Genomic DNA, 14,842 nt, shown 5'->3' on the forward strand with positions numbered 1-14,842 from the left:
AAGCATCAGCCGACGATAACGATAAAAATATTCAGAGACGATTTCCCATGACACTGCAAACCGATGGCTTCAGTAAAACCGAGCTGACGCTGGCGATGAATTTTCTCGACCAGATTCCGTTTAATAAACTGCTTGGCCTCAAGCCGAAACTGCTGACCGATACCCGCTGCGAATTCAGTATGAACATGCGCGACGATCTGGTGGGCAACTGGCTGCAGGGCATTCTGCATGGCGGGGCTATTTCCACCGCGCTGGACGTTACCGGTGGTGCGATGGCCTTAATCGCGACCTGGCAGCGCATGCACAAAAATGAAATTCCGAAAAACGAACGGCCACAGAAACTGGCGAAACTCGGCACCATCGATATGCGCGTCGATTTTCTGCATCCGGGCAAAGGCAAGGAATTTACCGCCAGCGCCACCCTGCTTCGTATCGGCAACAAAGTGGCGGTTACGCGCATGGAATTTCACAACGAAGAAGGGTTGTTAATTGCGGTGGGCACGGGCACTTATTTGTGTGGCTGAGCCCAGATCAATCGGCCGTTAACCCCTGAGACGTGAGCGTCAGCCGTGGCGGACGCTCAGTTCGGTCTGCTGAATTTCTACGCCCCTGACCATGCACAACGCCGGCACCAGCAACAGGCTGATTATGGTGGCGAATATCACCCCAAAGCCCAGCGATACCGCCATCGGAATCAGCAGTTGCGCCTGCACGCTGGTTTCGCTGATCAGGGGCAAAACCCCGGCAAAGGTGGTCAGTGAGGTCAGTAAAATCGGCCGGAAACGGCTGTCGCCGGCGGCGAGAATGGCGTCGGTCAGTGATTTTCCCTGTGCCCGGTAACCATTAATGCCGTCGAGCAGCACCAGATTATCGTTCACCACCACGCCGCTGACCGCCACCATGCCAACATACGACCAGAGCGTCAGATCCAGCCCCAGTAACAAATGCCCGGCCACCGAGCCGAGTAAACCGAAGGGTATGGCGAACAACACAATCAGTGGCTGGCTGTAGGACGCAAACAGCACGGCCATCAGCAGGTACATCACCAGAATGGCGAGCAGATAATAGTGCGCCAGCGTATCGAGAAAAAACTGCACCGCCCGCTGATAACCACCCACGTCCCAGTGCACACCGGGCAGGTCGGCCAGCATCTGATCCAGCGCGCCGGACGCCAGTATCTGTTTTATCTGTTCCGCATTGTTGCGCGTGGCATCGACGTAGGCCGACACCATCACCACCGGGGTGCGCATAAAATGGCGGATATACGGATTCACGCTGGTGACTGACAGAGCCGCGATATTTTTTAAGGCCACGGTATCGCCCGCTGCCGGTCCGTAGCTGATGGGCAGATTGTCCAGATACCAGGCCGAGCTGCGCTCGTGATCGTTCAGGCGCGTGCGTACTTCCACTTCATCGTCGTGATCAAAAAAGCGATAAACCCGCTGACCATAAAACGCCTGATTCACCTGCGCCATCACTTCGTCACGGCGGATGCCGGCCTGCACGGCCTGCGGTTTGAGTTGCAGATTCAGCTGCAGGGCATTGTTGTCCGGTTGCCGCTGCAGACTGTAAATGCCGGAAAATCCCTGCAGATAATCACTCAGGCGCTGTGCCGCCAGATTGAGCTGTTGCTGATCCTGGCCTGAAAATTCAATCTGAATATCCGCTTTGGTCGGGTTAACCGAGGCGCTGTATTCGACATTGTCGACGCCGGTGATGTCACCCACTTCGGCGCGCCATAGGCGGATAACATCGTGACCGCTGAAATTCCGTTGCGCCGCCGGAGGCAGCGCCAGACGGATCTGACCGGTGTGCTCGGCGCTGTTGACCACCTTCTGATCCGAGGGCAGCAGGTTGGGGCCCACCACCTGATAACGGTGCAGCAGCATCGGGCCGTACGAGGCCAGATTCTGTTGTTCGACCCGCAGCGCCGCCTCGTTTAACTGGTGCAGCGCCCGCTCCGTTACGGCTCTCGGCGAGCCCTGCGGGAAGGTCACGGTTGCCACCACCTCATCACCTTCAATCGTTGAAAATAATGCCGAATGAATCCAGCCCTGGCGAATGAGTAATAACGACAATAAAAACGTCGCCAGAAACAGGGCGATCACCGGCCAGGGGTTCGCCAGTGTTAAACGCAGCAGGGGCAGATAAATGCGCTGCAGCGTTGCCTGCAACAGGCGGCTGAACACCCGCTGTGCTTTGCTGGATTTTTTAACGGTGCGGCCATGGCTCAGGTGCGCGGGCAGAATACACAACGACTCAAACAGCGAAAATAACAGGGTAGTTATCACGACAATGGGCACGGCTTTAATCAGCATGCCCTCGGGCCCTGGCAGAAACAGCAGGGGTAAAAACGCGGTGATGGTGGTAATCACGGAAAACAGCACAGGGCGGTATACGTCGAGGGTGCCGGCGAGGGCGGCTTTCTGGCCGTCAAGGCCGGATTCCTGACGGGAGTGAATAGCCTCACCCACCACCACAGCGTCGTCGACAACAATGCCCAGCACCAGAATAAAGGCGAATAACGAAATAAAATTCACTGAGGTATTGGTGGCCGGCAATATCAGCAGCGTACCGACAAACGACACCAGAATGCCGCAGCTTACCCAGAACGACAGCTGGGTGTTTAAAAATAACAACAGCACAATAAACAACAGCAACAGACCGCTGGCCGCGTTATTCAGCAGCAGGTTCAGGCGCTCGCTGAAATTCACCGCTTCATCCTGCCAGAGTGTTACAGCGGTTCCGGCGGCTGGCTGGTGACGGTTCAGTACTGTCTGTACGGCGGCGGAAATGGCGGTAATGTCTTCGGCGCCTGTGCGGTAGATGTCGATGGCCAGTGCCGGCTTGCCGTCGAGCCAGGCCATAGGCGCCGCCTGATGCCGGGTGTCCTGAATGCGGGCAACATCACCGGTCAGCAAGCCTGTGTTGACGCCGTACTGGTGTAGTGGCAAACGTGCGAAATCACCGGCGCGGTTCAGTGACTGTTCGCTGCTGATCAGCACATTGCCGTCGCTGGTCTGCAACAGACCACCGGCCGCTGAGGCTGTCTGGCGGCGTAAATCCTGTGCAATCTGATTGAGGTTAAGCGGGTACTTTTCGAGATCACTCAGCGAAAATAAAATGCGGATTTCCGGCTTTTCCCGGTCCTGCAGGTCCACGCTGCTGATGCTGGTCTGGCTCAGCAGTTCACTGCGCAGTTGCTGTGCTTCGCTGATTAAATCTGAGCTGTCGACGTGGCCACTGATAATCAACCGTACCGCCCGGTTACGTACATTCAACAGCTGAATATCCGGCGTTTCTGCCTGCGCCGGCAGCAGGCCAGGGTCTGCCAGCCGGCTGCGGATATCGGCCACCACGGCATTGGCATCAGCACCCTCGCTGATGTCCAGCGTTACCGAACACAGCCCGGGATAGGACCAGCTGATCAGCTCCTCGGTCTGACCGATATTGTGAATGGCATTTTCCAGTGGCGTGCAGACAAACTGTTCAACGTTTTCTGCTGAGGCACCGGCAAACTGCGTCTGAATGCTGATGCGGTCGAGGGCGACGTTGGGAATTAATTCCTGCTGCAGGCGCGGGATGCTGGTAAAGCCCAACACCAGAATACAGAGCATGGCCAGATTGGCCGCCACCCTGTGCTGAATAAACCAGCGAATAACAGAGGTCATAACGAAAATTCCGGATAATTATTCACTGATGTTGGCCAGAGCAGGGTTGCGATTACCGGTCGGGCCTGCCGGTATTTCCCGGCCGGTTTCTGCGGTAGCGTTTTGAGGCGTTTCAGCGGCAATTGCCTGGCTCGCGTCTGCCAGCAAAACAGGCGTAACCGCGCGCCCCGGCAAAAGCGAGCGACGGCTGCTGTTCACCACAAGCGTGCCAGACGGTAACGCATTGCGCAGATACAGAGTGTCTGCCGTGCCATAAACAATGTCGGCGGCCACGCTCTGTATTGTTTGCGCTTCATCGATCAGCAGCACACGGTTATCCGCCTGTAAGGCCGCTCTGGGAATGGCAATAACCTGTGGCAATACAGGCGTCAGAATGTCTGCTTCAACATAAGTGCCGGGCAGCAGAGTTTCGTCATCGGTGCCGTAATCCGGCCGGGCGATCAGCACTATCTGCTGGAAGTTTGCGCGTTGCGCTTCACTGCGCACTATGTGGGCGTTGATTGTGCGTTGGTCGCTGGTGTTATGGTCACCAGTGCTATGGCTGCTGTACAGCCTGACCGTAAGCGCGTAGGGCGCATTCGGTAGCTGCAATAAACGCGCTTCGTCATCACTGATGGTTAACGGAATTTCCTGCCAGTTCTGATCCTGCACAGAGGCCAGTATCTGGCCGGCCAACAGGTCCTGCCCGGGTTGTACCCGCACCTGCGATAACCGCCCTGTAACCGGCGCGAGGATGTGCGTATCCTGCAATTGCTGGCGGGCGTAATTCAGGGCCGCGCGGGCCGCGTCGGCCTGACTGGTGGCCATGCGTAATTGCGGAATAAATCGGGCGAAATCGTTATCGGCTGCCTGCTGCTGAGCCACGTTTGCCTGTGCCTGTACTTCTGCCAGCTGCAATAAGCGGCTGTCGAGTTCGGCCTGTTTACGGCTGACCTCCAGCTCATAAACCTGTGCGTCCAATTGCAACAATAATTCGCCGGCATTAACCGTGCCGCCACTGACCAGACGGTCGCTCATAAATACAACGCGTCCCTGCACCCGGTTGCTGAGCTGATATTCGCGGGTCATTTGTACCTGGCCGTGACTGCGCAACGGAATCTGCGTGTCTTCGGGCATGACAGCCACCACCGGTACCGAAGGCGGTGCGGGTTGCTGCGGGTTGGCGGTCGGTTGGGGGGCGAACACAATCAGGCCCGTGGCGAGCAGCAGAAACACAGCAACAAGCAAGCCCCAGTAAATACCGCGCTTAAACGGAGACTGCCGGACAGGTGAAAACAATTCAGTCATGGCAGAGCGCCTTCTGTTGGTCAGTGTCTGTGAGTGGTTCAGGGATTGCTTCTGGGCGTTCACTTTCTTCCGGTGCAGGTAATGACTGCGAGGCAAATGCCATTTTTTCTAACCCCTGTGCCCAGCTGTGCAGACACAGCGACTGGCGGCGCTGTGCATCCGCTAATGACGGGTGAAATTTAAGCGACAGAATCAGCTGACCATTGCATTCGGTAATGCCGGTAGCAATCGGGTAATTGGCACTGCCGGCCCCGCAGACGCCCAGCAATAACGACGGATGGTCAGGCAGCGAACAATCACCGAGGTAACTGAACGAGCCCAGATAAAATTGCCGGCGGCTGATGCGTTGGTACAGGAAACGTACGCCAGTCTTGCCGACAAAGCGCCCGATGTGCGCCATTTTCCACAGCCACCAGTGCTCCTGTGCCATGAGCTTTTGTTTCACCCGTGCGTGAATATCCTGAGCACTGCTGCCGGCATTTAATGCCAGATAAAACCCGGACGAGCGGTTGCCGTTATGGGTTGCAGGATCTGAGCCGCGCACATTCACCGGATAAAACCACCAGGCCTGACTGCCGTCCTGCAGACAATGCTGAAATACCGCTTTATTGAGCGCGGCCAGTGTCAGACTGGCACAGGATACGCCATGCATTCTGGCCTGCTGTTTCAGCGCGTAAAGCGTGTTGTGGCTGAGCACACGGAAGCCGGGTTCGGCGGCGGTTATGTCCGTCGGAAGCGGTTCCGCAGCGGACGCGGCCAGCCGCCAGTGCACCTGTTTTTCCGTACGGTCTTTCGGCGCTTTGCGCACCTTGCGCCATACAGACCAGAAGCCGGGTTCTTTTCCTTCGCGGCACAAGGGCGGTGTTTCTGGTGCGTAGCCCAGCGCCTGTTTCATGACAGCGATCATACTGATGCCGTCCAGATCGCGGTGGCGGAAATCCTGCCATTCGGTGTGCTGTGTCTGCGGATTGTGCAAAAAGCCGTGAATACGGTCAGACACACCCATGTCTTCGCGCACTTCGTACCACTGGGCAATATAGTCGGTACGCTGGCGGGCTCTGTTCTCATGGCGCTTTTTATTCTGATAGCGCTTTTTATTCTGATAGCGCTTTTTATTTTGGCGGATAGTGAGCATGGCAGGCCTGATCATAAGCGGCATATTTCCGGATATTGCAGACGCGCAAGATCCAGCGACGCTGTATTTTCCGGATGGTAGGTGGCAATAAAGTGGCGGCTGTGCAGGGCGTGTCCCGGGTATTGTCGGGCAACGTTCAGTAAGGGGTCGCGCCGGTCAAAACCACAGGCAATAGCCTGCACGCCGCTGTCATTTAACGCGTGGCGTATGGTGCGCAGCAGCCTTGCAAAACGCCGTGGCTGATTGTCCTTTACCAGTACGCAGTGAAGGGCCAGATACGAACTCACGCTGTTCACCGCCGGTAACGGTAAATGCCCCGTCAGCCGGGTGATGCCGTTTACCAGTGGCCGCAACAAACGCAGGCTGCGCGAATATCCGGTGACGCGGGTTTGTTTAAACCCTTTCTGATCCCACAGCGCAGCGATGCCGGTAATGACACCGTGTTCACGCAGAATAAAAAAATCCCGCAGGGCTAAATGACGGTAGTAGGGGTCCTCCGTGCCAATGCGGGAAAAATCGTAATAAGGAAAAAACTGCTTTTGTCCGGCCTGTTGTATAAAAAAGGCCTGCATATCGGCCACGTCGGCTGCTGTTGCCCGGCGCACGGCAGAGCAGGGGTGGCGTTCGCGGCGGCGTAAACTGATCAGCCAGGTCGTGAAATGCCCGGCCGGAATATACTGCGGCAGAATACTGCGGCCGCTGCCGACGGTGGCCAGCGACGCTTCGTTTTCGTCGAGAATAACCGTCTGCATCCAGTCGTTGTGCATGCGCTCACGGTAGCGGCCAAATAAACGGAACAGGGTACGCCCGCCCTGATGGTCGGGATGAATACGCAGGTCGCTGCCATAGCGCACCTGTTCAGGCTGGCCGTTAATAAATACGCGCCGTTTACCAATACTGAAAGTACCGATAATGCCATCACCGGCTTTATCCATAACCCAGATTTCCGGTTCTTCGGTACTGATAGCGGCGGCGTGAAAATAATCCGGCGCACGTTCAAAGGTCAGTCTTATGCTGCCCTGCTGCGCCGTTGCCGCCAGCAATTTCAGCAGGGCCGGAGAGTCCTCTGGCCTTGCTTCACGGATGGCATAGGCGCTCATGCGCTGACACCTGTTTGTTCAACCGCAGCCGCTGTTTCAATCGGGCTGACGGTTTGAGCTGATCTTGCTGTTGTGCATTCCTCGCTCTCTGGCAACAAGGGGCCTGCCTGCGGGCAGAGCAGCAAAGGCTCTATTTTAATATTACCGGCCACCGCTCCCGCCTCGGTACGAAGCCGCGTATAAAGTCCGACCGCGTCTTTACTGAGAATGGCCTGCGCCGGCGCCAGCTGCCCCAGTTCGCGCGCCAGCTGATAATGGAAATGTTCGCTGAGTTTTACTTCAAGGCGCTGCGCTATTTCTTCTGTCAGCGACGCATCACCATCCGCCAATAAAGCGTAGCAACCGGATTCTTTATCATGACGACCGCCAGGAACTGCCAGTAGGGATACCGGCTGTACGGGGTACTCAACCGCCAGTTGCTGCAGAATATCCAGCGCCGTTTCCGGTGCCATTTTTTCACCAACCATGTCGGTGCCGGACAGGCGGCTGATAAAGCGCAGCGTCGGACACTGGTGAATAAAGCCTTCCACGACTAACTGGTCTTTGGTGCGGTAACGCAGCAGGCCATTGGCGCTGCTGATAACCGGGCAAACGCGCATGCCGGGTGTTAATTCCCAGCTGAACAACAGCTCACCGCTGTCCAGATTTTCGAATTCGTAAAAATGGCTGTTCAGCGCCAGCGTGCAGGCTCCCTCAAACGGAAAGGTCACGACCCCTTCGGTTGCCCACAGGCCTTTTCCCTGAAATTGCGCGTGGCGGAATAACTGCTGCAGCTGCTGCGCCCAGGGCGCAGAGGTTGACGTATCCCAGGCGCTGATCAGCGCTAATTGCGGCCATAATTGCCGGGTAATATCCGCATTCAGTTGACCGTTCCATTGACGTAAAATCGCGGCAGCGGCTTTTTGTTTTGGCGCAGGTAAATAATTCAGCGCTTCGTATTCCGTGCCCCAGTCACCGGCCCAGCGGCCGCTGTCGAGAACGGCGGCCACTTCACGGCGCTTGTCACTTAATTGCTGCAACAGACTTAAGGTAAAGGTTGGGCTCCACACCGACATCAGCGTCAGATCACGGCAGGCACACAGATAGCAAAGAGTAGCGAACAACGACAGTTCGGATGTCGGTGCCAGTGACACCTGCTGCGGTACGGCCATGGTGCCGCTCATGAATAAGCGCTTCCACCAGGGCAGCAACTGCAGATCGTCATTCACACTGCCAGCGACGGATCTCAGCTCCTGTGGCACCCAGGACAGCGACCAGTAATGACGGCCGCGACGAATGCCGGGAAAGCGCTGATACAGATCGGCCATCCACGGTGTGATCGCCTGATCCAGTTCCTGCAGAAACGACGGCGTATACGGAATCCATTTAATGCGCGAGGTTGAGCCACTGGTCGGCTGGTAACGTTCACACAGGTCGCTGCTCAGAACAGGGCCGCCGCTGCTGCGCTGGCGGGCGATCAGATCCTGCCAGTCTTCGTAGTCGCTGATGGCTATGCGCTGGCGGAATTCAGTCAGGCCGGTCGCCGACGTCAGGCCGTTGCGGTAACCGCTGTCCGACCCGGAAACCGTCTGCATAATCTGGCGGAAGCGATGTTCCTGTGCGGCCTGTAATTGCTTTGCAGACTGCAGAAATTCACGCTTACCTTTCTGTGTCAGGCGGAATGACAAATGATGCAGAAACGAAGTGAATACGCTCATGGTCGGCTCCTGTCAGTGTGCTGCCTGGCTGCGGCGGCTGGTCATTTGCTTGTGGAAAAATCCGAGCAGGGTGCGGGTGCATACTTCGCCGACGCACGGCAATTCCGTACCGCGACGCCAGCCCGGATTGGCATCATCAAAGAAACGGATTTTCGCGTTGGCGTCGCGCATGCTGGCGGTGATGTCGGCCACATCGTCTTTCAGATGTTGTGAGTCATCGCCGAAGTCGAGTACGCGGTTGTCGCGGTCGTAATAATCGGGAAACAGCTTTTCGCAGTACTGATCAACCACCCGCACCAGTCGCTGATTGCGGCTGGCGTAATTCGGATAATGACGTAAGAAATTATTGGCCAGCAGCAGATAGGTTTTGTAGCCCTTGGATATCAGCAGCCAGAACACCCGGGTACCGGGACGGCTGATTTTGAGCTTCAGCATACGCATGGCGAACGCCTGTTGCAGGGCTTTATTGCCCCAGTAATCACTCTCAAGAATGGTATCGCCGCTGAAGACACCAATGGCTTTGCGCTTGCCATAAGCCAGCGGCATTTCGGTCCAGGTACTGAAGCCGACAATGCGGCCGGTCATCTTTTCACGCAGCAAAAAAATGCCGCTTTTCTTGCTCATGTCATGAACAAAGGTATCAAGGTCGGTGTTGGCGTAATAGCGGGAGAATACGCGGTACATATCGCGCAACAGCTTTACCGATACTTCATCAATCGGCAGGAATTTACAGGATAACTGGCTTTTAATATTGCTCATGATTGCCTCTACGTTTTCAGAGTAATACGAACCCCCATCGCACAATGTGCAATGCAGTTTCAGATCAGTTTTCATTGGGCAATACGAGGCCGTAACCGATATTCACGTCGTAAGTGAATAACGATCATGCAAGTCATTAAAACGCAGCGAATTAACCTGTTAAGGAAGACCACGCACGGTTTTAATAGCGCTCATATCGCCTCTGCGGTCAGGACAACAATGACCTGAGCAGACTGACGTGTTCAGCTATTCGTAGGCAGTGGGCTTGGCAGATGAAGTCATAGGTCACCGTGAGAGTTTGTAGTGATGAATGCCGCCTTTCTGGCGGTCTGTTTATTGTTCCCATTTCTGCGAATGGTGTTCGTAGACTTAACGCTTCTACGCCGGCCTGTCATCAAAAGAACAGGCTCATGGGCGGCGGATTGAACCACACAGGGGCGGGTGTCATTACCGCAATTTATGCCACGGAAAACCCTTGGCACGAATTGCCCTTTAAAAACGACGAATAAACCAGTCTTTCGGTACGAACGTTTTGTCTATTCGGAAAAGTTGACGGCGAGTATTTGTTTTTCTTAGCCATAATTTTTGTTAGCTGATTGAATTGTATTATTTCCATATTATTTTCTGAGTATTTCCTGCCTATTAATAATCGCGTTTTTTCTGGCGTATAAGCGCCACTGTTTTTCGTCGCTTCTGCCTTTTTATTTTTTGTGTTGATGCGCGCTGTGATTTATCCGGCAGCTGGATTTTTATCATGCTTTATCATTGGAAATATCGGGCCGTCTGGTATTGGTATAACGAAGCAGGTGCCAGTGTATTGATCGCCCGATAATTGCCCGCTGCCGGTGGATACATTCGCAGGCCGTCGATTTCAGAATCACGGCCCTGACATGTGTGCTGTCTGACGTCCTTTGTGCTGTGTGAGCCCCTTCGTGTTACCTTGGCCGCTTAATCTTGCCGCAGCCTCTCGGGAATCATTGGTTGCATCAACGGCAAGGCCGCAGAGCGAAGAAGTAAGGAGCAGTATGCGGGTCGACAAGAAAACCCGGCTGGCCGGCAGAATCTTCAGCCTGGTCTGCACGCTGGTCAGTGTGCAGATGCTGATGGAGGGCGGCTACCATTACACGTCGATGGGGCATGGCTATCAGGTCAGCGCCGCCAGTGAACCCATCCGATTTATGCTGGCACTGGGCTGGTTTGTGCTGCTGGCGGGTGCCGGTACCTATTTCGGATTCATTGCCCGCAGCAAAGAGTAAACACTGCGGTTTCATCAGGCAGCGCTTGTCGTCTTAAAGTGACGACGTTAATTACCCAGGATGAGAGGGCTCACCATGCAAGCCAGAATGACAGTGATCACGCTCGGCGTGGACAACCTTGATGCGGCGCTGGCGTTTTACCGCGACGGTCTGGGCTTTGCCACCGCCGGTATAATCGGCAAAGAGTTTGAACACGGTGCCGTGGTGTTTATCGATATGCAGCCGGGACTGAAGCTGGCCTTGTGGCCCAGAACCAGTATCGCCCACGATACCGGCCTCCCCCTTTCTGCACGCAGCCCGACCAATATGACGCTGGGTCATAACGTTGGCTCGGTCGGGGAAGTGGATGCGGTGATGAGCAACGCGCAGGACGCTGGTGCTGTGATCGTAAAACCCGCGCACACGACGTTCTGGGGTGGTTATTCAGGCTACTTCCAGGACCCGGACGGACACGTATGGGAAGTGGTGTTTAATCCGCAGTGGGTGGCGTAGTGTCCTGTGCTGAATCTGTGTTGCGGCTGTTGTCAGCCGCTACTGATATTTGTTTTCCAGCTTACTGACCACATCCTGAGTGACGCGCAGGCTTTCCAGTAAGTCGAGCAGGTTGTATTCCAGATTCACGTTCAGGTGGGTTTTCTGCCCGCCAAAGAAATCCGGATTTTTCCCCTGAAATTGCAGCCCTAAATTCAGCTGGCCGTCGGGCTGATACTGAATATTCGACTGCAGCTGTTCGTACTGGAAATTCTCCAGTAATTGCATCGCCAGACCGACGGTCTGGTCGCTCTGACCCAGAGCGTCTGAGGTGGCGTTTTTGTAGCGGATCACGCCGCCCGGACTGCGGGCAAACAGCGCGCCACCGGGCACCGACGGACCGGCGCTGCTGATCACGATCGGCAGCACGCCGTCGAGGGTGCCGGTGGCCTGCACTTCGGCGTTGGCTTCCAGCGCCGCGATCTGGGCCAGCTGAATGTGTTCGAGTTCAATGCCAAAGGCGTTGATGTCTTTGCGGGTATCGAAGCGGATCAGCGGCATGTGCACACGACCGCCCAATACATCGGTGTGCACCTCCTGAATTTCCGCCAGCGCGTAGGAGAAGTCGGCCGGAATGCGCGTCTGGCTGCGCGCCAGAATGTCTTTCAGTTCGATGCCGGGGTTGAGGCTGTTGCCGCTGACCTGAGCGTCGATCAGATAATCACCGTTAAACGGGCGACGCACGGCGATAAGGGCATTCCAGCCGTCCATGGCGACTGTGCTGTCGTACACGGCGCTGAGGTTGTCGGCGCGCAGCATCACATCCGGTGTGACCGACAGGCCCTGTTCGCCGGGTTGCCAGTCGACCCAGCCCTGCCCGGAAATGCCGCCGCCCAGCACTTCAACACCGGTCAGCCCGGTCATCTCCGGCAGGTTCAGGCTGCTCCAGTTGAGCGGCATATCGTTCAGGTGCCACTGCAGGCTGCCGGTGCCGGAGGCCAGATCCTGCTGCAGCTGCAGACGCAGTTTCGCCTGATTCAGCGCCGCTTTCAGGCTGAGGTCGGCGATCAGCGACTGTTCGCCGGTCTGCTCATCCAGCACCAGGGTCAGCGGGCCAGTGAGGTGCGCATCGGGCACCGGCCAGCCGTCGAAGCCGGATTTATTGAGTGACAGCGCCAGCTCGCACTGGGCGCGCACGCCGCTGGTCAGATTCTGCGGCAGGCAGCTGATGCGGTTGTCGGCCAGATGCAGATGCGAGCCCGGTGTTTCACGGGTGCCGGCGGTGGTCAGCGTCAGGGGTTTCAGTTCCAGTGTCAGCGGGTCGATGCTCAGACGCTCATCGGCTCGGCTGGCGTTGAGGTTGCCGTGCACATACAGCTGTGGCAGCAACAGCGCACTGACGCGGGGAATGGTCCAGCCCATTTGCGGGCTGACGCCGAACTCGGCGCTGAAGCCGGGAATGCTGCTGATCTGCCAGTCGCCGTTAGGGTCGCTGAGGGCGATCAGTTCGCCGCTGATGTGGCTGTCCTGCAGCGGCAGTCCGAACAGGGCCGAGGCGTCAGCAGTGGTGGTCAGGTCGGTGGGCAATACCAGGCTGATGGCGCTGTCGAGTTGCCAGCTGAGGGCCGGTTTCACGCTGAAACTGGCCAGCGCCGTTTGGGCTGACGACACCGCATTCAGCAGCTCGCCTTCGGCTTCGCACTGGCTCAGTTCGGCGTTGCAGGAGCCCGTCAGTTGCTGTGATGACACCACGGTCAGCGGAAACCCCAGCAGCTGGTCGTCGACGGATACCCGCTGCGGCTGGCCGTCGAGGCGGAACTGCCAGGCGGCATCGGCTGTTGCTTTGGTCAGCGACAGCAGCCAGGCGCCACTGTGCCAGTGAGCGCCTCCGGCCATGGCCTTCGGTTGGGTCGATAAGGTGGTTACGGCGCCGAGTACCGCATCGCGCGGCAGCACGCCCTGATTCGGCAGGCGGATATCAGCTTTCACCAGCAGGTCGCGCAGCGGCTGATCGGCGAGCGCAGCCAGCGCCGGCAGGCGCGCGGTGAGGGCGGCCAGACCAACGCGCTGGTCGAGGGTAATGCGGGTGTCGTGTTCGTCCTGGGCAATGTGGCCATACACCTGCATCAGCAGGCTTTGCTGTTCGGCCAGCATCAGCAGCCAGTCGCCACTCTGTTGCAACTGCAGTTCGGCCTGCCACGGCAGCGGCTGGTTATCGAGGTGCACATCGCCGTGTACACGCCACAGCGCCGGGGTCAGCTCGGCACTGAGTTCGGCCGAAAACGCCGGGTGCTGGAACAGCAGACGCTTCACGGTAACGGCATCCGCCGGCAGGGTCAGCCACTGGGCGAAGGCCGGAATTTCAACCGGCTGATTGAAGCCGGCGCGGGCGTTAGCGGCGGCGTTGCTGGCCGCGGCCACCGCCACTTTTCCGGCTGTGTCGGCCGGCATGCTGACCGAAATTTCATCCAGCAGCAGGCTGCGGATGCGCCCCTGCAGCAGTTCGCCCGGACGGAAATGCAGGTCGAGAGCGTGCAGGCGGATGAGGGTACCGTCGGCCAGAGGCAGGGTGAGTTCGTCGAGGGTTAAGCGGGTCCAGCTGAAATGGCTGATCAGCACCCGGGCCGAACCGTCGTCGGCCAGTACGTCCGGCAGCCAGCGGTTAAGGGCGGGTTTGAGCAGAGAAGGCAGGGCGGCAATAACGCCGCCACTGATGATCAGCGACAGGCCGGCAATCAGGCCGGCGCGGCGCAGCAATCCTTTGCTGAAGACCATGATGCGTTATTTCGCCAGGATGGTTTTCACCCCATCCTGAGTGCCCAGCAGCAGCACGTTGGCCGGACGCAGGGCGAACAGGCCGTTGGTGATAACGCCGGTGATCTGATTGATTTTGCTTTCCAGCTCCATGGCGGAGGCGATGCTCAGGTTGTGCACGTCCAGAATGTGGCCGCCGTTGTCGGTCACCACGCTTTCACGCCACACCGGGTCGCCGCCCAGTTTGACGATTTCGCGCGCCACAAACGAACGCGACATCGGAATCACTTCCACCGGCAGCGGGAACGCGCCCAGACGGTCGACCAGTTTGGATTCGTCGGCCACGCAGACGAATTGTTTGGCCACCGCCGCGACGATTTTTTCGCGGGTTAATGCCGCGCCACCGCCCTTGATCATTTCCAGGTGGTGGTTAATTTCGTCGGCGCCGTCGATGTAGAAATCCATGCCGGCCACGCTGTTCAGGTCGTACACAGGAATGCCGTGGTCACGCAGACGCTGAGCCGACGCTTCGGAGCTGGCCACGGCGCCGTCGAACAGATGCTTGTACTGAGCCAGCGCGTCGATAAAGCAGTTGGCGGTGGAGCCGGTGCCGACACCAATGATGCTGTCATCGTCCAGATGCGGGCGGATGTATTCGGCGGCGGCAACGCCAACGGCGCGTTTCAGTTCGTCTTGAGTCATGGGACCAGGC

General features: G+C 57.3%; 11 protein-coding genes. 3 read left to right on the forward strand and 8 right to left on the reverse strand.

Annotation, left to right across the window (positions count from 1 at the left end; all coding sequences use genetic code 11):
• Nucleotides 1-47: 47 nt before the first annotated feature.
• On the forward strand, nt 48-524 hold the full coding sequence (locus tag ACQUQU_RS17125; RefSeq protein WP_430460925.1) for a thioesterase family protein: 477 nt from the start codon (nt 48-50) through the stop codon (nt 522-524).
• A gap of 39 nt (nt 525-563) precedes the next feature.
• Here ACQUQU_RS17125 and ACQUQU_RS17130 read toward each other — a convergent pair whose 3' ends face one another.
• The 6 genes from ACQUQU_RS17130 to ACQUQU_RS17155 are packed head-to-tail and all read right to left on the reverse strand — an operon-like array spanning nt 564 to nt 9,649.
• The gene (locus ACQUQU_RS17130) at nt 564-3,671 is read right to left on the reverse strand and encodes an efflux RND transporter permease subunit (protein WP_430460926.1); all 3,108 of its coding nucleotides are present in this window, start codon (nt 3,669-3,671) and stop codon (nt 564-566) included.
• 18 nt (nt 3,672-3,689) lie between these two features.
• The gene (locus tag ACQUQU_RS17135) at nt 3,690-4,958 is read right to left on the reverse strand and encodes an efflux RND transporter periplasmic adaptor subunit (RefSeq protein ID WP_430460927.1); all 1,269 of its coding nucleotides are present in this window, start codon (nt 4,956-4,958) and stop codon (nt 3,690-3,692) included.
• Complete coding sequence (locus tag ACQUQU_RS17140; protein WP_430460928.1) at nt 4,951-6,093, reverse strand: hypothetical protein; 1,143 nt, start codon at nt 6,091-6,093, stop codon at nt 4,951-4,953. The genes ACQUQU_RS17135 and ACQUQU_RS17140 overlap by 8 nt, the downstream gene beginning before the upstream one ends.
• 11 nt (nt 6,094-6,104) lie before the next feature.
• Nucleotides 6,105-7,193 (reverse strand): hypothetical protein, encoded by a 1,089-nt coding sequence (locus ACQUQU_RS17145; protein WP_430460929.1) that lies wholly within the window; start codon nt 7,191-7,193, stop codon nt 6,105-6,107.
• Nucleotides 7,190-8,890 (reverse strand): GH3 family domain-containing protein, encoded by a 1,701-nt coding sequence (locus tag ACQUQU_RS17150; RefSeq protein ID WP_430460930.1) that lies wholly within the window; start codon nt 8,888-8,890, stop codon nt 7,190-7,192. The genes ACQUQU_RS17145 and ACQUQU_RS17150 overlap by 4 nt, the downstream gene beginning before the upstream one ends.
• Nucleotides 8,891-8,902: 12 nt before the next feature.
• On the reverse strand, nt 8,903-9,649 hold the full coding sequence (locus ACQUQU_RS17155) for a hypothetical protein (RefSeq protein WP_430460931.1): 747 nt from the start codon (nt 9,647-9,649) through the stop codon (nt 8,903-8,905).
• Nucleotides 9,650-10,674: 1,025 nt separating this feature from the next.
• On the opposite strand from ACQUQU_RS17155, the gene ACQUQU_RS17160 reads away from it, so the two are divergent.
• Both ACQUQU_RS17160 and ACQUQU_RS17165 read left to right on the forward strand, forming a co-directional pair.
• Complete coding sequence (locus tag ACQUQU_RS17160; protein ID WP_430460932.1) at nt 10,675-10,905, forward strand: hypothetical protein; 231 nt, start codon at nt 10,675-10,677, stop codon at nt 10,903-10,905.
• Nucleotides 10,906-10,980: 75 nt separating this feature from the next.
• Complete coding sequence (locus ACQUQU_RS17165; RefSeq protein ID WP_430460933.1) at nt 10,981-11,397, forward strand: VOC family protein; 417 nt, start codon at nt 10,981-10,983, stop codon at nt 11,395-11,397.
• A gap of 39 nt (nt 11,398-11,436) precedes the next feature.
• Here the strand turns inward: ACQUQU_RS17165 and ACQUQU_RS17170 are convergent, their stop codons facing one another.
• Nucleotides 11,437-14,151 carry a YdbH domain-containing protein gene (locus ACQUQU_RS17170; RefSeq protein WP_430460934.1) on the reverse strand — a complete coding sequence of 905 codons (2,715 nt, stop codon included), beginning with the start codon at nt 14,149-14,151 and terminating at the stop codon, nt 11,437-11,439.
• A 6-nt stretch (nt 14,152-14,157) separates the two neighbouring features.
• Entirely contained in the window at nt 14,158-14,832 is a 675-nt protein-coding gene (gene rpiA / locus ACQUQU_RS17175) for a ribose-5-phosphate isomerase RpiA (RefSeq protein ID WP_430460935.1), read from the reverse strand.
• Nucleotides 14,833-14,842: the final 10 nt, after the last annotated feature.

It is taken from the genome of Thalassolituus sp. LLYu03, assembly GCF_050507655.1.
Taxonomy (GTDB): Bacteria; Pseudomonadota; Gammaproteobacteria; order Pseudomonadales; family Oceanobacteraceae; genus Venatoribacter.